The sequence below is a fragment of the Bacillus multifaciens genome, from assembly GCF_030756675.1.
Lineage (GTDB): Bacteria > Bacillota > Bacilli > Bacillales > Bacillaceae_G > Bacillus_A > Bacillus_A multifaciens.
In genome coordinates, this window is the sequence record NZ_JAVBXD010000012.1 from 92,195 (window position 1) to 110,051 (window position 17,857).

Consider the following 17,857-nt stretch of genomic DNA (forward strand, 5'->3'; position numbering starts at 1 on the left):
TTTGAAGGCTAGTTTTTTTGTATAGTAAAAAGGTAATATAGGAAATGCCTTTTTAAAAGAATGTTGAAAATCATGTCAATGAGAGAATGTTTATTTGTGATTTAAAAAAATATTTGTTTTTAGATTGTAATATATATATATTATAATAATGTGTTATAAATTTTTTGTAGCAAAAAGCTATTATTTGTGTATTGGAAATTCTTACAAAAATGTAAGGTTGGTGAAATGTAATTCGATTCTATAGATGTTACATTTCAATTAAACTAATAGAAGATGTTTTGAAGGGGGAAGTGAAATGAAAACGGAGATGGAAGCAACAAGTAGAAGTGAAAAGAAAAAGAAGCGCTCCAAAAAAAGAGTTTTTTTATGGTTTTTGATGACTTCTGTGCTATTTCTCGTCATTGGAGGAATAAGCTACAGTTCCTTTATATATAGCAAAGCAAAAGCAGTTGTTAGTAAATCTTATGCAGAAATAGATAAATCTGATAAACGTGATACAGAGGTGGCGCCGTTAAAAGATAATATTTCTATTTTAATTATGGGTGTAGATGAAAGTGAGAAAAGAAAAAGCCAATATGGTGAAGCGGTGCGTACGGATGCGTTATTATTGGCAACGATTAATAAAAATGATAAATCGGTAAAGTTAGTGAGCATTCCTCGTGATTCGCGTGTATATATACCGTCAAAAAAGAAATTAGATAAAATTACACACGCGCACGTTTTTGGCGGGGTGGAAAGTACACGTGAGACGGTTGAACGCTTTTTAAATGTACCTGTTGATTATTATGTGAAATTTAATTTTGAATCGTTTATAAAAATAGTAGATTCACTTGGTGGGATTGATATTGATGTACCGGTTACTTTTACGGAACAAGATAGTAAAGACCAGGCTGGTGCTATCCACCTTGAAAAAGGATACCAACATTTAAATGGAGAACAAGCACTTGCGTTGGCGAGAACACGGAAAATCGATAGCGATGCAATGCGTGGACAAAGACAGCAACTTGTAATCGAAACAATTATCAAAAAAGCAGTATCAGTTAATTCCATTACAAAACTAAGTTCATTATTAGATGCAGTGGATCAAAACTTGAAAACAAACTTAACGTTCAATGATATGATGGCAATTACGAAAAATATGGCAGGAACAGATTTAAAGTTAGAGAAAATACAAGTACAAGGTACAGACAAACGCATTAAGGGTATTTATTATTATCAACCAGATGAGCAAAATGTAAAAGAAATATCAAAACAATTGAATGATCACCTTGGGATTGCTGAAAAATCAGTATCCAATAAATAAGAAAAAGGTTGGCTTTTTGCTAACCTTTTTTATTTGTTATGATCATAAGTAATGCTCCATTATGTACGAACTTTAGAAAATACAGTGTGGTCATGATTATTTATACATCATAAGTAATATATTTATAAAGGTATGGAATGCGGAAAAAATAATGGGTACAAAACTATTTTATTTAGGAGGGGGACCATGTCCTCTATTGAAAATTTAGCTTATAGTATAGGCCTACAAGCTTATATTTATGGTTATCCATTGTTAGTAATAAAGGGAAGGAATCAAATTGGTTACCAGTTCCAAAAGGAAACTTCAATTTAGTTATGCGTTACTATCAACCGAATTTTCGTATTTTGAACGGAAGTTATCAAACACCGCCCGTGAAAAAAGTTCGATATATATTTTTGAAAAAATAAGTTAGAAGGGAAGAAAAAGGTCTAGTAATGAAAGTATAAAACAGTTATAGTTATTACTTTATTATAAAAAAGTAACATTTAAAAATGTAAGGAGAAATGAACATGACATTTGAATTTTTACTCAAACTAGGCCTTGCGCTTTTTCTTGGACTATTAATTGGAATTGATAGACAGCTGAAAAATAAACCACTTGGTGTGAAAACGAGTATGGTGATTTCAGTAGCAAGTTGTTTAATTACAATTGTTTCTATTGAATCGGTAAATGTATACTCTTCACCGGGGCATACGAACATGGATCCTATGCGTCTTGCAGCGCAAATTGTTAGTGGGGTTGGTTTTCTCGGGGCAGGTGTTATTTTACGGAGAAATAACGATGTGATTTCTGGATTAACAACTGCTTCTATGGTTTGGGCGGCATCAGGATTAGGAATTGCAATTGGTGCTGGTTTTTATGCGGAAGCAACTGTAGCAATGATCTTAATTATTTTGGCGATTAACGTATTTCCGTACCTTGTTAAATTAGCAGGTCCTTATTCTTTAAGACAAAGGGATTTAGCAGTAAAAATAATCGTTAATAAACATCAAGAGCTTAATCGGATTTTTAAACAAATTAAGGAATTAAACTTGCAAGTGAAACGTGTGAAGGTTAAAGATATAGATAATGGACATCAACAATTAGAAATGATGATATCAGCTCCTGAAAAGCTATATACAACGGATTTGTATAGTTCTTTAAAAGAAATAGAACGAATTGTTTCAGTGGAAGTTGAGAGTAGATAGCTCGTGATAATAAAAATATGTAAGTGATTTATAATGTTTTTTGAAGAATAAAACCATGAAAACATGTTATAAAGTTATGTTTTCATGGTTTTTTACATGGAGATTATATGAGTTGGAAAAGCATATAAAGTGCAACTGCCCAAATAATAACACCGGAAATTTTATTTAATAATTGTATTCGTTTTCCGGATGAATCTATTTTCCCTAGCATTCGTCCCGCGATAGCTAATCCGATAAACCATATCCAAGAAACGAAAATTATTGCCATGGTAAATGCCAATTTTTCAGTTCCTATGTACTGAATGGAATTTGTTCCAATTACCCCAATGGTATCTAAAATAGCATGTGGATTTAGTAGAGAAACAGAAGCTGCAAATACAATTTGTTTTTTTATTGTAATTGTTTGCTCTTCAGTTTTGGACGCGGTCGGTTCACTTTTCCATATCACCCACCCCATGTAAAGAAGAAAGAAAAACCCTATTGTGTAGAGCTCAGTTGTTAGCCAAGAAAATGTTAATAGCACAAGAGATACGCCCTGCACAGCAACTAAAATCAAAATAGTGTCACAGATTGCTGCTGTTATAACAACTGGAGCAGCCTTTAATAAAGTAGATTGACTGGCCCCTTGATTAAAAACAAACACACTTTGTACACCTAAAGGTATAATAAGTCCAAATGCAAGAATGATGCCGTGTAGAAGTGCTTCACTCATTTTTTCGCCTCCTATGTAAAAGTATGTTTTGTTGTGTAATAATTACGTATTGATGTCTAGTATAAAAAGCGAAATATCAATTGTATCCATCCATATGGATGGATGGTGGCCCAACCAAAGTGTATACTACAATTGTAGAAACATAATTGGAGCGATGTAATGGAACGGTTTGATTGGCAACCAAATGTTTTATCTCCAATTCCTTTATATAAGTAAATTGAAGATTATATAAAAGAGAAAATTGCAAATGGAGAATGGACAATTGGGACGAAATTATCGTCTCAACGAACGTTAGCAGATGCATTTAAAGTTAACAGAAGTACAATTGTCACTGCGTTAGATGAATTAGCTGCTCAGTGGTTTTTAAGCGGATTGTACGAAGAACATTTAGAGCGTATTCGCCGACAATTACAAATGCGCAGAGATATTGCATTGCATGCGTTGAACAAACATTTTACACATATTGCAACGTGGAATGTACCCAAGGGTGGTTTTTACATCTGGTTACATATAAATTTGAGGTTTTCTATGCAGAAACTATTTTATAAAGCATTACAAGCAGGGATTTTACTGAATCCAGGCAGCTTGTATGACCGTCACGCTGAGCACCATTTACGAATTTCCTACTCCTATGCATCGCCGCACGATATTGAAAAAGGAATTGAAAAACTTGCACAAATTATACAAGAAATAAAACAATAAATATGAAAGTAAAAAAGGGAGAAAGAAAATGAAACGCTATGTCATTTGCCAAGTGATAAATGGAACAAAATATTTAGCTGCTTATGCTGAAATGAAACAAGAAGCAATTGAAAAAGCAGAACTGTTAGGATTAAGAACGGGAGAACGTTATATTGTTATTACGGAGGAAGAAGCAGAGGGATTGCAATATCCGTAAAAGGATGGTAGCCATTATGGCTACCGTCTTTTTTGTATGTAGTAAGATTCCTATGGTGAAAGGTAAAGGGAACAATTGTCCGTACAGCCTTTATCAATGAAAGTGTCACTTTCTCTTACCGAACATATTTTTTGATATTATAATAGATAGTTATTATTTGGAAGGTTACGCATATAATTTTTTGTATTTTCTGCAACTTTTTGTGATGTAAGAACGTGTTATATGTGAAAGGGGGATGAAATTGACGATCGAGAAAATATATAAGCTGCATATAAATGACGTATACCGCTATTTATATTCTCTTTCTCGTAGTCATCATGTGGCAGAAGATCTTGTCCAATAAACATTTTACCGAGCTTATTTATATCTAGAAGATTACGAAAATCAAAACGTAAAGTCTTGGTTGTTTAAAGTGGCTTATCGTACTTTTTTCGACTATATAAGGAAAGAGAAAAGGGTCGCAAACGTGCGATATGGGCGTTTAGCTTATATGCGTTTATGCTTGTATTTATCTTTTTCACATTTATGTTAGCTTGGATGTTAAATCCAATGCCATGAGGGGAGGCTTTATAAAAGGCCTCTCACCATGAAAATACTGAGTAGGAGTGGATATCTTTTTTGTGTGAAAATGAATCAGAAACTATAAACAGATTTGTTTGTACGAAGAAAAATTAAATGTTGATGAATCCATAAAGAAATAGATGCCAAAGGAGAGAGAAAAATGAGCCGAATTCAACATATAAGACAGAAAGAAAAAGAGTATCACGAACATTGCTATGCTAATCATAAGTTATTTGAAGAAGGATCATGGTTATATAAGCCAGTTTCGGGTGTTATGGAGATGATGAATGTATTTCAAGACCAACAAAGCGTTAGGGTATTGGATTTAGGGTGTGGGGTTGGTAGAAACAGTATACCGATTGCGCAAAGAATGGAAGCGGGAAAAGTGGTATGTGTAGACCTGCTTTCTTTGGCATTGCATCGATTGCAACAATATAGTTATGATTATGACGTTGCAGGTCGGATTCAAACAGTAGAAAGTACAATTGAAGATTATTCTATCAGAGCAGATGAATATGATTATATTGTGGCGGTATCTAGTTTAGAGCATGTATCCTCCAAAACTGCGTTGGAAAAAGTATTGCATAATATGAACAGTGGAACGAAAGAGAATGGAGTTAATTATATTGTAATAAATTCTAGTGTGGAAGAAATTGATATGAACACATATGAAAGATTGGACCCTTTATTTGAAGTAAATCTTTCATCAGAAGAAATGCTTTGTATACTGCGCAATGTATATATAGGGTGGGAAGAATTACATGTAGTAATAAAGCCGTTAGAGTATCGGATTATAAGAGATAAGCAGCCTGTTTTATTAAAAACTAATGCAATTACTTTTTGTGTAAGAAAAAAGAAGCTGAGTTAACAGTTTTATTGTTTGTTTCGGTTATTTGGAGCAGAAGAGTCACGACGGTACCGGTATATATATTGATTAAAATTCCAAGAGCTTAGAAATTTTTCAGCTGCTTTATAGCCAGAATGATAAAGCCAGTCTTTTTCTTCATTACTTAAATTGAAGTTGGTACTTGTAATATTTCCAGTAGGAATTTTAATTGTTCGCGCCCTTGCTTCTGTATTGAGATAACGTAAATCGTGGGCTTGCATCATTGTTTTAAATAACCCTTTAAACATAGAAACGGGTTCTTCATAAAGCACAGGTTCAGCTTGAATTTCGTCTTTCACAAAATGAAACCCAAAAGTAGGCCAGCGCGGAATGTTTGGTGTGTCGAAAATCCATATCGGATAATTACTGAGAACGCCTCCATCAAGCATATAGCAAGATTGCTTCCACTTAGGAGTTTTCCATTTTACCGGTTGAAAAAAGAAAGGAATTGTACTGCTCATTCTTGCTGCTTTTGCAATAGAAAAATTTTTATTTAAAAATCCATAATGCGGTAAGTCGTCGGGGAAAATTACCATGTTACCATTGCTGATGTCAGAAGCAATAATTTTTAAACTATCGGGGTTAGGTAAGTCACTAAAACAAGTAACTCCCTTTTTGGATAATAAATCTTCTAACCATTGTTCTATAAAATCGTTTTTATATATGCCCATTTTAAACCACACATTTACTCCTTTTCCAATCAGGGGGATTTTATCTAACCATGTTTTTGTTAGGAAGTTTGTATAATCAGCGTTATTTATAATGGTTTTTAATTCTTTTCCTGTATAGCCGCATGCGAGCAGTGCCGCTATTATAGCACCAGCTGATGTACCAGCAACTCGTTCCCATGTATAACCGTTTTCTTCTAATGCACAAATTGCTCCAACATGTGCAATTCCTCGAACGCCGCCTCCTTCGAAGACACCGTCAATTTTCATAAAAGTACCTCTCTTCAATTCATTATTTATAAAGTTAATGAAAATAAAAAAGCACGACAAATGCGTGCTTTTTTCAATAGTTGTTAAAGATTACTTAGCAGAAAAAGCCGTTCGTGCAGCTTGCTCCGATGATGATAAGAAGGATAAATAAAACGATTAATAAAGCAAAACCGCCATATCCACAACCGCCATATCCTCCATAGCCGTAACCATATCCACAACCGGATCCATATCCATAACCCATATTTATGTCCTCCTTAATATAAGAATTTTGGGTAAACAAAGTGGGATTTTTGAGGGTGTCTTACAAAGGATGATAAGTTTGCATGTTTGTAGGAACACTGTATATTATGTAGTAGAATGGCATTTCGATTATTATGAACAAGCCCTTTTTCATAATGGGCGGTGGGATAATGATAAAGAAAAAACGAAAGAAGATACAAAAGATTCTATGATATGATATAGATAATCATGTAGCAGAAGGAGTTTGTATGACGAAACATATTGAAGAATTAATTGAAAAGTATCAACTGAATCATATAAAACATGAATTGTTAATGGCGGCATTTGAATGTATAAAAGTAGTACCAATACAAGAAGAGCTATTGCCAATAGGGTGTTCAAAAATGGGAGGTTCACCTGATTTACCAGCAGAGTTGGCATATCCCACTTATAAAGGGCGTCCTCTTCACTTTGTTGCCCAGTTTCATTTAGCTGAAATTCAAGCTGTAGGTATAAAAAATGATTTGCCTGAAAAGGGCATGTTATATTTCTTTTATTTTGCTGATGATGAACAGGAAGACTTTTATGAAGTATATGGAAATTCGAACGTAAAAGAAGGCTGGCGCGTTTTATATTATGAGGGATCAATAGAGGAGTTACAAAAAAACGATCAAATGAAGCGGCAATATCCTCAGTGTAGAATGACATTTGAAAAGGTGCAAAAACTTCCTGAGTTGTTTATTGAAAACGAAGACGATTCAGATCGTTTCTTACAACTATTAGAAGAATTAATACCGGATCATTATGACAATCATCAAATTTTGGGTACACCATTTTCTGTTCAAACAGAAGTGTTTGAGGAAGCACAAGAATATATGAATGTGCATCACAGTGAGATGACATTATTATTTCAAGTAGATTCTGATGAGCAACATTTGAACATGATGTGGGGAGATATGGGAATGTTATATTTCTGTATTGCAAATGAAGATATAAAGCAACACCGTTTTGAAAATGCTGGTTGTATTTTACAAAGTTTATAAGTTGAAGAAGAAGCAGTTTCACGTGTGAACGGAAATTGCTTTTCTAATTTTTATCGAGTAATGAAGTAATATAAATCCAAATTTAAAAAAACGATTCTTTTTCGGTGGGCGAGAGCATCTGGCCATGCATAGAAGCGGTTAGTACCCTTTCCTGCCACATGCAAGGTTAAACAAAGGGAGGAAGCAAGTGCAGGTTCTTTTGCATAGCCGCAATCGTATATGATGAAAAATTAAAATGGATTCATAGAGATTTATTATATAAACACAAATAAATAGTTTAATGTTGTTTGAATTACGATTAAGCAAATACATTTTAGGTGGTGTTAATGGGTTCGGACTGTCTAGCATTATTTGTATGTGGATTTCTTTCGAAAATGCGTTAAAATATAAAAAATGTATTTTCTTTTTTAATAGAATTAATATATATTTATATATATAGGAAATACAATTTATAGTAATTTAATATTATGAGGATGTGATGAAATGAAGAAATCTGTAAAATGTATAACAACTATAGCACTTTGTTCGTCTATTATAAGTGGAACTCTTCATATGCCTTCAGTTTCATATGCCGCTACAAAACAAGTAACAGATAATGGTTCTGTAAGTGATGCGAAACTGATTGCAGCATTTCAACAAGAATTACAACAGCACTTAAATAATCATGAAACAAATATTACGATTGCTTATAAGACAAAGAATTCAAACATAAAAGAAGTTTTGAATACACTGGTGCAAGCTTATAATCAGACATTAGAAAAAGATCAATATTTAAAATATAATGTAAGCGGTACAAAATTTTCGATTCGTGGTGTACCAGGGAATTATTCATTTACAGTGAATATTTCATACCGAGAAACGAAAGAGCAATCACAGTACGTGATGAAGCAGGCAAAATCAATTGTAAATTCAATCATAAAAGTTGGAATGGATCAAAATGAAAAAGTAAAAGCTGTTCATGACTATGTAGTGAAAAATGTTTCATATGACACATCACTTCGTTCTTACACTGCATACGATGCACTAGCAAAACACTCGGCAGTTTGTCAAGGATATGCACTATTAACCTATCAATTATTAAAAGAAGCGGGGATTCAATCTCAGATCGTAACGGGAACTGGAAATGGGCAGTGTCATGCATGGAACCTTGTGAATATTGATGGAAAATGGTATCACCTCGATACGACATTTGATGATCCAGTTCCGGATAAACAAGGCCGTGTTACGTATTCTTATTTTAATATGTCCGATGAGCAAATGAGTAAAGATCATCAATGGGATCGTAGTAAATATCCAGTTGCAAATACAAGTTATTATAATGAGTTAACAAATAAAATTAAAGCAGGAAATAAGAAAGCGCCTGTTTATCAACAAATCTTAAAGGATACAAATCTTGTTTATTTAGCGGCAGAATTTGGAGCTGAAAACTATAACCAGCTAAAACAAAAATTACAGCAAAAATTTACAACGAAACAAGAAAAAGTAGAACTACGTTACCATCAAACAGTCAATAACACGATGAATGATGTTAAAAAAGTACTGAATGAAGTTGCATGGCCAAAAGGAGCAAAGCGAGTATCATATCAGGTAGCTCCTTACCAGGCGCAAAATGGATATTCATTGTTAACAATTACATTTTCATATTAATCACGAAAAAGAGCATCTTTATGAAGATGCTCTTTTTCGTGATTAATAAGGTTCTGTCGCTTGTAAAATAGCGTCTAATAATCCTGGAAATCTCTTGTTTATGTCTTCTGTTCGAATAGAAATGAAACGCTGTGTTCCTTCGATTCTCATATTCATGTTTAAACGAGCTGGAATTATAAAAAATAAAGAATCTGAAACAAAACAAAAAATAGTTTCATAATGCATATATAAAGCATAAAAATATTATGTGAACTTCAAAAAAAAAGCACTGTTTTCATGTATATACTAAAACAGTGCTTTTCGCTTAGATTGGATTGTTGCAGCATTTTCATCTTTAATACCAGCTTCTTTAATAATGCGTTGCTTTGCTTTATCTAACAAATTGTTTACTGCTTCACCAAAATAGTTTGCTTCTCGCTTTGTGCGGGCTTCTCGTAAGCACCTGTAGTTTTCTATCAGCTCCTCTTTTTCAGAGTCTGATAAGAAATTTTCTATCTTTTTGTTTGTCATAAGAAACACCCTTTCTTCTGACAGACGCTTTCATTCAGAATTTTTATTTTTCATTATATCAGCAAATCGCAAGTTATAGTACATTTAACGCTTTAATAATTTGTCAATTTCTTGTATTTTTTCATTTGCTTTATTCATTTGTATATTCTTTGCTTGTTCTCCTCCAAGCGCTTGATGGAGTAAAAATGTTTGGCCAGAAATTGCAGTGACGATTGCAACTTTAATGATTTCTTTTAAAGTTGTTGCGTCGAATAAAACAAGGCCAAGTAGTGCAGCGAGGCTACCTGTGATGATATCAGCTAAAAAGCCGAGATGGAAAAATGTTTTTAATCGGCGTGGAAGCAATAATTTGCCTTGATGATTGATAAGATGGGCAACAAAACCGGTAATTCCACCAACGAGAAGAGCCGTTAGCCACGAATACATATCCATCAAATCCACTCCTTTTAGTAAATATCATTCTGTTTTTAACGTACTTACTCCTTTTAAAATTTTTGATGTGTATATTGAGAAAGTTAGTATGGAAAATATTTTTATTATAGTAAGATTCAGTCTGATAATTCTGATATATGTAGTGGATATTTTATTTGAAATTTCATATAATAAAATTAAATCTATTTAGAACGGAGTGATGTATTATGGCGATTGTTTATAAGATTTATACAGTTAATACAAATAAGGAAGGAACGGGCGAATCTTTATAAAGAATCGTTATATCCTTCCGCAATAAACATTTTAGGGAGGATTCAAGATTGAATCGTAATTATTTAATGGAATTTGGATGGGATTTACAGTTTGAAGATCAATTATCGGAGCAATTTGCAGTAGGACGTGTTTTGTTAGAGCATAAACATATGTATCGGATTATATGCGAAGATGGTGAATATGTAGCTGAATTAACAGGGAAATTTCGTTATGAATCAATTGAGAAGGGCGATTACCCTGCAGTAGGAGATTGGGTAAGCATAACAAAATTTCCAGAAGAAAAGAAAGCAATGATTCATACTGTGCTTCCAAGAAAAAGTTCTTTCTCTAGAAAAGTAGCTGGAGAGAAAACGGTGGAACAAATTGTCGCAGCAAATGTAGATTATCTCTTTTTAGTTAATGCTTTAAATGCTGATTTTAATGTAAGGCGAATTGAGCGTTATTTATTGTTAGCATATGAGAGCGGAGCAATGCCTGTCGTTATTTTAACGAAGAGTGACTTATGTGCAAATGTGGAGCAAAAAATGATGGAAACAGAGGCGGTTGCAATTGGTGTACCTATTTTTGCTGTTGATAGTTTGCAGCAAACAGGAATAGACAGATTGCAACAATTTTTACAACCTGGAAAAACGATTGCGCTTATTGGCTCTTCGGGAGCAGGAAAGTCTACGTTACTGAATGCTTTAATGGAAAATGAAGTGGCTAAAACAGGTGGAATTCGTGAGAGTGATAGTAAAGGAAAGCATACGACAACACATCGAGAATTGTTTCAATTACCAACAGGTGCACTTGTTATTGATACACCAGGAATGAGAGAGCTTCAACTTTGGGAAGGAAGCGGTGCAATGCACGCAACTTTTTCTGATATTGAAGAAATTGCTCAAAAATGTCGCTTTCGAGATTGTCAACATGAAAATGAGCCTGGTTGTGCAATTCGCGCTGCGATTGATGAGGGAACATTGGAGAAAGCTCGATTGTTCAATTATAAAAAATTACAAAAAGAAATTGCTTATGCAATGAGAAAGCAAGATGCTCTTTTGGCTCGTGCAGAGCGAAATAAGTGGAAGAGCATAACAAAACAAATAAAGAAGAAAAAGTAAAAAAGAAAACTCCAAGGCATATACGCTTTTGGAGTTTTCTTTATGTATTTGTAATTTTATATTAGAACATTGAAATGTAACATTTTGTATATAGACAAAGATAATTTGATTATATAGAATTTATGATATAGTAATTTGAAAATGTCGTACATCTAACGAATTCGTATTTTTCTTTACTGTATACACTTTCAAAGTATCATCTTTGATAGAACATAAAGGGGTGAGCTGTATGTCAAAGTTGTTTAAATCATTTCAGCATATGAATGTAGGGAAAAAACTTCTATTTTCATTTTTTGTCATTTTAATCTCTGCTGTGTCTGTAATTGGTACTATGTCTTATCAAAATGCAAAAAAGAATTTTGATAGTCAAATTACAAGTAGTGCAAGTCAAAATATTAAAGTGTTAGATAGTTTAATTAATCAAATGATCGATGCAAAGTATAATGATGTTACACATTTTTCTAAAGTCATTCAGCGTAATATGCATGAGACTGAAAATGGAGAAAGTATTAGGAAAATATTTACAGAGTATGCGAATTTGCATCCTGAGATCATATATACTTATGTAGGAACTGATAATGGGGCATATATTCAAGAACCAAACGAACAAATGCCGGCGGATTTTAATCCGAAAGAGCGTCCTTGGTACATCGATGCAATGAAGAAAAACGGTGGTATTGTGATAACATCTCCATATAAAGACGAAATTACTGGGAATATTGTTGTTACAATCTCTAAAAAATTAGATGATGGCAGTGGTGTTATTGCAATTGATTTAAAGCTTGAAAGTTTATTAAAAACAACAAAAATGATCAATATCGGTAAAGAAGGCTATGCATTTATTTTAGATCAAAGTCAAAATATTATAGCTCATCCACAAGAAAAGTCAGGTACTAAAGCACCAGATGTTTGGGCGAAACCTATGTATCAAGAAAATCATGGTACGTTCACATATTCAAATGAAGGTTCAGAGAAGAAAATGGTCTTTGCAACAAATGCGAAAACGGGTTGGAAAATTGGTGGTACGATGTACACAAATGAAGTCGCTACTGCGGCAAATCCGATATTTTACAATACATTAATTATTGCAATAATCGCTCTTATTATAGGGGGAGTAATCATATATTTTATCACTCTTTCCATTACGAAACCTTTAAAACAGCTGGTTGTTTCTTCTCATAAAATTAGTAAAGGTGATTTAACAGAAACAATTGAAATTCGTTCAAATGATGAAATTGGTCAACTTGGAAAAGGATTCAATGAAATGGCTGGGTCGCTGCGCGAGTTGATTTCAAGAATTAATTCGTCAGCAGGGTATGTAGCTGCTTCATCAGAAGAATTAACGGCAAGTGTAAGACAAGCAGGTGAAGCGACTCAGCAAATTACAATGGCAATTGATCAAGTGTCTAGCGGTGCAGCAATACAAACAAAAGGTGTTGAACAAGGTGCGATGTTGCTACTAGAAGTGACAGAAGGAATTCAACGTGTGGCAGATACTTCATCCTTTATCGCCACTTCATCTGCATATACACGTCAAAAAGCAGAAGATGGTGATAAGCTTGTTGCGCAAACGGTAAATCAAATGCAATCGATTCATCAGTCAGTTGCAGAGTCTGATGCAATTATTCAATTGCTAGATAATAAGTCAAAGCAAATTGGCGATATATTAGAGGTCATTCAAAATATCGCAGATCAAACAAATTTATTAGCATTGAATGCTGCGATTGAAGCAGCAAGGGCAGGGGAACACGGCAGAGGCTTTGCCATTGTTGCGGATGAAGTACGTAAATTAGCAGAACAATCGAGCACATCTTCAAATGAGATTGGAAAGTTAATTACAGAAATTCAAGAAGATATGAGTAAAACCGTTAATTCTATGAATCTTGTAAATACAGAAGTGCAGTCAGGCCTTGTGATTGCCAATGAAACAAAGCAAAGCTTTACTGAAATACTGCAATCTACAAGTGAAATTGCGAAACAAATTGAAAGCTTAGTTCAGACAGCAAAACAAATGTCCAAAGGGGCAGATGAAGTGTCAGTTTCAGTTGGTGAAATCGCGATAACAGCAAGTAACAATGCATCAAGCACACAAAGTGTAGCAGCCTCAGCAGAAGAACAATTAGCATCTATAGAAGAAATAAGTTCAGCAGCTGGAACGTTATCACAAATGGCTGAAGAGTTACAAATATTAATTGAAAGATTTAAGGTGTAATGAAAAAGTGCGTGGATTAAATGATTCGCGCACTTTTAGTTTGGGGCTGGAAAATACATCAGTCACAAGGATTAAACATATTGCTGTCAAAGGAATAGATAAATTTGACTATTAGAAAGTGGAAAGTCCTCTTAAGGTTTTCATTAAATAAAGTTATGTTAATTTTTGTCTAAAACGATGTTGCATACTTCACTTGGAATTGTTAGAATTATTTTACTATTAAACGAAAGGGATGATGGGTGGACAATGGATAACTAACCTATTTTTTAATATTTGAAATAGTATATTTCAGATAATAAAACTTAGGATTAGTCTGCTCATTTTTCTATATACTAAATAGCTTATTTGCGTACGGCAAAATGCAATTTGATTAATCCTTCCAAAATTATTTGGGAGGATTTTTTATTCTCCCAAAAAAGAAGGGATGATTCTATATGTTAGAACTAATGCAGTTACAAAATATAAATGAGGAATTGCGTTTAACTCTTGAGACAGAACGACAAGAAGTTTTGGGGAAGCTTAGCTTTATGACTCCAAATAATAAAGAATATGAAGTGCTTGATCTAAGATTTAAAGAGCTCACGAAATTAATAAAGGAGCTTCAATGAGTGGTTGTAAAATCTTGAGGCCCACAATGTTTCAGTTATTCCATTATCGGACGCTATTGTTGAATAAAACTTAGATTTTTAAACGACTTTATTGTTATATTTTTTAGTGTAGTGAAGTATCATACATCAAGATTAAGCAACTATATTTTTAACCCCGTCCTATATTTAGAACGGGGTTATGCTTGTTTGAGTTTTTAAAATTAAATAACTTTATTGTCATTTTACAGCGTTTGCCTGATGATATTTTAAATATAGCAATTTGATTTTATATAGAATTAAATCTGTATTTTTATAAATATTTTATAATTACGATATTTATATATAGACAAATTGCAATTAATTGTATAAAATCTACAAATAATGAGTCGGAAAATGCTGTATATTCAACTGATTCTTATTTTTTAAATTATTATGTTGGATGGCACATAAAGGGGGAGCTATATGTCAAAGTTGTTTAAACCATTCCACAATATGAATGTAGGAAAAAAACTGTTGCTTTCATTTTTTATTATTTTAATTTCTGCTGTGTCTGTAATTGGCGCTATGTCTTACCAAAATGCAAAGAAGAATTTTGATAGTCAAATTACAAGCAGTGCAAGTGAAAATATTAAAGTGTTAGATAGTTTAATTAATCAAATAATTGATGCAAAGTATAATGATGTTACACATTTTTCTAAAGTCATTCAGCGCAATATGCATGAAACTGATAATGGAGAAAGTATTAGGAAAATGTTTGCAGAATATGTAAGTTTACATCCTGAGACAGTGCAACTGTATGTTGGGACTGATAATGGAACATTTATTCAAGAACCGAACGTACAAATGCCAGCAGGTTATAATCCGAAAGAACGTCCTTGGTATATAGATGCAATGAAACAAAATGGGGGCGTGGCGATATCAAACCCATATAAAGACAAAACGGCTGGGGATATTGTTGTTACAGTTTCTAAAAAGTTAGATGATGGCAGCGGCGTTATTGGTATTGATTTAAAGCTTGAAAATTTATTAAAGACAACAAAAATGATTAATATAGGGAAAAAGGGTTATGCTTTTATTTTAGATCAAAGTCAAAATGTTATAGCTCATCCACAAGAGAAGTCAGGTACAAAGGCTCCTGATGCTTGGGCGAAACCACTGTATAAAGAAAATCACGGAACATTTACATATACAGATGGTGGTTCAGATAAGAAAATGGTTTTCGCGACAAATGCGAAAACGAGCTGGAAAATTGCAGGTACGATGTACGCAAATGAAGTCACTACAGCTGCGGAACCAATATTTTACAATACGTTAATTGTTGCAGTTATTGCCCTTCTTTTAGGAGGAGTAATTATTTACTTTATTACCCTTTCGATTACGAAACCTTTAAAACAATTGGTTATTTCTTCGCATAAAATTAGTGAAGGTGATTTAACAGAAACAATTGAAGTTCGCTCAAACGATGAAATTGGTCAACTTGGAAAAGGGTTCAATGAAATGGCTGGGTCGCTGCGCGAGTTGATTTCAAGAATTAATTCGTCAGCAGGGCACGTAGCTGCTTCATCAGAAGAATTAACAGCAAGTGTAAGACAAGCAGGTGAAGCTACTGAACAAATAACAATGGCAATTGATCAAGTGTCAAGTAGTGCAGCAATACAAACAAAAGGTGTTGAACAAGGCGCGATGTTACTTCAAGAAGTGACAGAAGGAATTCAGCTTGTAGCAGATACTTCATCCTCAATCGCCACTTCATCTGCCTATACACGTCAAAAAGCAGAAGATGGCGATAAGCTCGTTGCGCAAACGGTAAGTCAAATGCAATCGATTCATCAGTCAGTTGCAGAGTCTGATGCAATCATCCAATTATTAGATAATAAGTCAAAGCAAATTGGCGATATATTAGAAGTGATTCAAAATATTGCAGATCAAACAAATTTATTAGCATTGAACGCAGCAATTGAAGCAGCAAGGGCAGGGGAACACGGCAGAGGCTTTGCCATTGTTGCGGATGAAGTGCGTAAATTAGCTGAACAATCAAGCTCATCTTCAAACGAGATTGGAAAATTAATTACAGAAATTCAAGAGGATATGAGTAAAACAGTTAGTTCTATGAATCACGTAAATACAGAAGTGCAGTCAGGCCTTGTGATTGCCAATGAAACAAAGCAAAGCTTTACTGAAATTCTTCAATCTACAAGTGAAATCGCGAAACAAATTGATAGTATGGTTCAGACAGCAAAACAAATGTCCAAAGGGGCAGATGAAGTATCAGTTTCAGTTGGTGAAATCGCAATAACAGCGAATAACAATGCAGCTAGCACACAAAGTGTAGCGGCATCAGCAGAAGAGCAATTGGCATCTATAGAAGAAATCAGTTCAGCAGCTGGAACATTATCACAAATGGCTGAAGAGTTACAAGTATTAATCGAAAGATTTAAAGTATAATGTAAAAGCGTGTGAATCAAATGGTTCACGCGCTTTTCGTTTTTGTTACGTTATTAAAGAATAAGAGGTAATATATCGTCTTGAGCGGGGAAATACAGCTGTTATAGTCGTTTATGGTACAATAAATGTACTTAGGGTATATTGAGCAAGAAGTAAGAGAGGAGTTATTTGCATGCTACACGAGGAGATTACATCATTTTTTCAAGTTCTTCCACAAAAAGACGGAACACGAGGCTGGAAGTACTATATTCAAGAAGAAAAAGGTACCTATTTCATAACAAACACAATTTCATTAACAGGTACAAGTATAGAAGTGTTTTTTAATGAAGACGATGAGATTCGTCTTGTTTTATATAAAGATGGTCAGGCGATTACAACGATTCAACGTATTACTGTTCAAAAGCTCGAAATTATAGAAGAAGAGGAAAGCCTTCAATTTGTGCTAGATCGTATGCCAAGCCGTATGATTCGATTGCAATTAAAACCATTTCTTGCAGTTGAAATGGGATTATATTGGGAAGTGTGTGAAGATTGTGAGTAAAAAACATCCTGTTATTAACGGATGTTTTTTATTTTGTCATTCGCAGTTAATAAGAGATTGCTGTCTCAAGATTTTGAGAGTATCAAAGAAGATAAGTTGAGATAATAGCTATATGAATCCATTTTCATTTTCCGACATATAGATTGCTGCTATGCAGACAAAAAAGAGACTCCACTCACTTTCTCCCTTTGTTTAAACTTCGCATGTGGCAGGAAAAGGCCCTGACCGCTTTAAAGTGTACCCTTTGTAAAGGACATTTTTAAAAAAGCCTAGGCAGTTTTAAGAAGATGATTCCTGAATTGAATAGGGCTCATCTTTTTTAAATTCCATTGGCATCTGTCGTGATTGTAATATTTCATA

18 protein-coding genes and 4 pseudogenes are annotated in these 17,857 nt (G+C 33.8%); 15 read left to right on the forward strand and 7 right to left on the reverse strand.

Annotated elements, in window-relative coordinates:
- Window positions 1-295 precede the first annotated feature (295 nt).
- From Q9306_RS10285 to Q9306_RS10290, 3 genes are all read left to right on the forward strand, one after another.
- A complete protein-coding gene (locus tag Q9306_RS10285; protein WP_306197969.1) occupies window positions 296-1,303 on the forward strand; it encodes an LCP family protein in 1,008 nt (335 codons plus the stop codon).
- A gap of 248 nt (window positions 1,304-1,551) precedes the next feature.
- Window positions 1,552-1,710, forward strand: coding sequence for a DUF1214 domain-containing protein (locus Q9306_RS24590; RefSeq protein ID WP_371932371.1), 159 nt, complete (start codon window positions 1,552-1,554; stop codon window positions 1,708-1,710).
- Window positions 1,711-1,812: 102 nt separating this feature from the next.
- Entirely contained in the window at window positions 1,813-2,490 is a 678-nt protein-coding gene (locus Q9306_RS10290) for an MgtC/SapB family protein (RefSeq protein WP_306197971.1), read from the forward strand.
- A 103-nt stretch (window positions 2,491-2,593) separates the two neighbouring features.
- On the opposite strand, the gene Q9306_RS10295 is transcribed toward Q9306_RS10290, so the two are convergent.
- On the reverse strand, window positions 2,594-3,202 hold the full coding sequence (locus Q9306_RS10295; protein WP_306197974.1) for a LysE/ArgO family amino acid transporter: 609 nt from the start codon (window positions 3,200-3,202) through the stop codon (window positions 2,594-2,596).
- A 228-nt stretch (window positions 3,203-3,430) separates the two neighbouring features.
- Here Q9306_RS10295 and Q9306_RS10300 point away from each other — a divergent pair, with 228 nt between their 5' ends.
- From Q9306_RS10300 to Q9306_RS10315, 4 genes and pseudogenes are all read left to right on the forward strand, one after another.
- On the forward strand, window positions 3,431-3,904 hold the full coding sequence (locus Q9306_RS10300; protein ID WP_306198001.1) for an aminotransferase class I/II-fold pyridoxal phosphate-dependent enzyme: 474 nt from the start codon (window positions 3,431-3,433) through the stop codon (window positions 3,902-3,904).
- A gap of 28 nt (window positions 3,905-3,932) precedes the next feature.
- Window positions 3,933-4,100 carry a DUF3933 family protein gene (locus Q9306_RS10305; RefSeq protein WP_306197976.1) on the forward strand — a complete coding sequence of 56 codons (168 nt, stop codon included), beginning with the start codon at window positions 3,933-3,935 and terminating at the stop codon, window positions 4,098-4,100.
- A 241-nt stretch (window positions 4,101-4,341) separates the two neighbouring features.
- A pseudogene (locus tag Q9306_RS10310) lies at window positions 4,342-4,569 on the forward strand (sigma factor); the annotation flags it as partial.
- A gap of 252 nt (window positions 4,570-4,821) precedes the next feature.
- Window positions 4,822-5,529: a class I SAM-dependent methyltransferase gene (locus tag Q9306_RS10315; RefSeq protein WP_306197978.1), complete on the forward strand. Its 708-nt coding sequence runs from the start codon at window positions 4,822-4,824 to the stop codon at window positions 5,527-5,529.
- A 5-nt stretch (window positions 5,530-5,534) separates the two neighbouring features.
- Here Q9306_RS10315 and Q9306_RS10320 read toward each other — a convergent pair whose 3' ends face one another.
- Together Q9306_RS10320 and Q9306_RS10325 are read right to left on the reverse strand one after the other, a co-directional pair.
- A complete protein-coding gene (locus Q9306_RS10320) occupies window positions 5,535-6,485 on the reverse strand; it encodes a patatin-like phospholipase family protein (RefSeq protein ID WP_306197980.1) in 951 nt (316 codons plus the stop codon).
- A gap of 94 nt (window positions 6,486-6,579) precedes the next feature.
- Entirely contained in the window at window positions 6,580-6,729 is a 150-nt protein-coding gene (locus Q9306_RS10325) for a YjcZ family sporulation protein (protein ID WP_306197981.1), read from the reverse strand.
- A gap of 247 nt (window positions 6,730-6,976) precedes the next feature.
- On the opposite strand from Q9306_RS10325, the gene Q9306_RS10330 reads away from it, so the two are divergent.
- Window positions 6,977-7,750 carry a YwqG family protein gene (locus tag Q9306_RS10330; RefSeq protein WP_306197982.1) on the forward strand — a complete coding sequence of 258 codons (774 nt, stop codon included), beginning with the start codon at window positions 6,977-6,979 and terminating at the stop codon, window positions 7,748-7,750.
- A gap of 483 nt (window positions 7,751-8,233) precedes the next feature.
- Complete coding sequence (locus Q9306_RS10335; RefSeq protein ID WP_306197983.1) at window positions 8,234-9,397, forward strand: transglutaminase domain-containing protein; 1,164 nt, start codon at window positions 8,234-8,236, stop codon at window positions 9,395-9,397.
- 42 nt (window positions 9,398-9,439) lie between these two features.
- On the opposite strand, the pseudogene Q9306_RS10340 reads toward Q9306_RS10335, so the two are convergent.
- The 3 genes and pseudogenes from Q9306_RS10340 to Q9306_RS10350 form a co-directional block, all read right to left on the reverse strand.
- Window positions 9,440-9,553 (reverse strand): annotated as a pseudogene (locus tag Q9306_RS10340) (transcriptional regulator); the annotation flags it as partial.
- Window positions 9,554-9,682: 129 nt separating this feature from the next.
- Window positions 9,683-9,907 carry a hypothetical protein gene (locus Q9306_RS10345; RefSeq protein WP_306197984.1) on the reverse strand — a complete coding sequence of 75 codons (225 nt, stop codon included), beginning with the start codon at window positions 9,905-9,907 and terminating at the stop codon, window positions 9,683-9,685.
- 84 nt (window positions 9,908-9,991) lie between these two features.
- Window positions 9,992-10,339: a DUF4257 domain-containing protein gene (locus Q9306_RS10350; protein ID WP_098919261.1), complete on the reverse strand. Its 348-nt coding sequence runs from the start codon at window positions 10,337-10,339 to the stop codon at window positions 9,992-9,994.
- 320 nt (window positions 10,340-10,659) lie between these two features.
- Here Q9306_RS10350 and rsgA point away from each other — a divergent pair, with 320 nt between their 5' ends.
- The 6 genes and pseudogenes from rsgA (at window position 10,660) to Q9306_RS10375 (ending at window position 17,497) form a co-directional block, all read left to right on the forward strand.
- A complete protein-coding gene (rsgA, locus tag Q9306_RS10355) occupies window positions 10,660-11,712 on the forward strand; it encodes a ribosome small subunit-dependent GTPase A (RefSeq protein ID WP_306197986.1) in 1,053 nt (350 codons plus the stop codon).
- A 229-nt stretch (window positions 11,713-11,941) separates the two neighbouring features.
- A complete protein-coding gene (locus Q9306_RS24775) occupies window positions 11,942-13,924 on the forward strand; it encodes a methyl-accepting chemotaxis protein (RefSeq protein ID WP_306197988.1) in 1,983 nt (660 codons plus the stop codon).
- Window positions 13,925-14,379: 455 nt separating this feature from the next.
- A pseudogene (locus Q9306_RS10365) lies at window positions 14,380-14,532 on the forward strand (ATP-binding cassette domain-containing protein); the annotation flags it as partial.
- Window positions 14,533-15,075: 543 nt separating this feature from the next.
- Window positions 15,076-16,017, forward strand: a pseudogene (locus Q9306_RS24605) (HAMP domain-containing protein); the annotation flags it as partial.
- A gap of 114 nt (window positions 16,018-16,131) precedes the next feature.
- Window positions 16,132-16,956 carry a methyl-accepting chemotaxis protein gene (locus Q9306_RS24610; protein ID WP_371932373.1) on the forward strand — a complete coding sequence of 275 codons (825 nt, stop codon included), beginning with the start codon at window positions 16,132-16,134 and terminating at the stop codon, window positions 16,954-16,956.
- 172 nt (window positions 16,957-17,128) lie between these two features.
- Window positions 17,129-17,497 (forward strand): DUF3979 family protein, encoded by a 369-nt coding sequence (locus Q9306_RS10375; protein WP_306197992.1) that lies wholly within the window; start codon window positions 17,129-17,131, stop codon window positions 17,495-17,497.
- 269 nt (window positions 17,498-17,766) lie between these two features.
- Here the strand turns inward: Q9306_RS10375 and Q9306_RS10380 are convergent.
- Window positions 17,767-17,857: IS3 family transposase (locus tag Q9306_RS10380; protein WP_306198003.1), on the reverse strand; the 91-nt coding region annotated here is incomplete at its 5' end.

Coding starts and splice junctions, on each gene's coding strand:
- Q9306_RS10285 (WP_306197969.1), top strand. CDS start 296: ATGAAAACGGAGATGGAAGCAACAAGTAGAAGTGAAAAGAAAAAGAAG.
- Q9306_RS10290 (WP_306197971.1), top strand. CDS start 1,813: ATGACATTTGAATTTTTACTCAAACTAGGCCTTGCGCTTTTTCTTGGA.
- Q9306_RS10295 (WP_306197974.1), bottom strand. CDS start 3,202: ATGAGTGAAGCACTTCTACACGGCATCATTCTTGCATTTGGACTTATT.
- Q9306_RS10305 (WP_306197976.1), top strand. CDS start 3,933: ATGAAACGCTATGTCATTTGCCAAGTGATAAATGGAACAAAATATTTA.
- Q9306_RS10315 (WP_306197978.1), top strand. CDS start 4,822: ATGAGCCGAATTCAACATATAAGACAGAAAGAAAAAGAGTATCACGAA.
- Q9306_RS10320 (WP_306197980.1), bottom strand. CDS start 6,485: ATGAAAATTGACGGTGTCTTCGAAGGAGGCGGCGTTCGAGGAATTGCA.
- Q9306_RS10325 (WP_306197981.1), bottom strand. CDS start 6,729: ATGGGTTATGGATATGGATCCGGTTGTGGATATGGTTACGGCTATGGA.
- Q9306_RS10330 (WP_306197982.1), top strand. CDS start 6,977: ATGACGAAACATATTGAAGAATTAATTGAAAAGTATCAACTGAATCAT.
- Q9306_RS10335 (WP_306197983.1), top strand. CDS start 8,234: ATGAAGAAATCTGTAAAATGTATAACAACTATAGCACTTTGTTCGTCT.
- Q9306_RS10345 (WP_306197984.1), bottom strand. CDS start 9,907: ATGACAAACAAAAAGATAGAAAATTTCTTATCAGACTCTGAAAAAGAG.
- Q9306_RS10350 (WP_098919261.1), bottom strand. CDS start 10,339: ATGGATATGTATTCGTGGCTAACGGCTCTTCTCGTTGGTGGAATTACC.
- Q9306_RS24775 (WP_306197988.1), top strand. CDS start 11,942: ATGTCAAAGTTGTTTAAATCATTTCAGCATATGAATGTAGGGAAAAAA.
- Q9306_RS24610 (WP_371932373.1), top strand. CDS start 16,132: ATGGCAATTGATCAAGTGTCAAGTAGTGCAGCAATACAAACAAAAGGT.
- Q9306_RS10375 (WP_306197992.1), top strand. CDS start 17,129: ATGCTACACGAGGAGATTACATCATTTTTTCAAGTTCTTCCACAAAAA.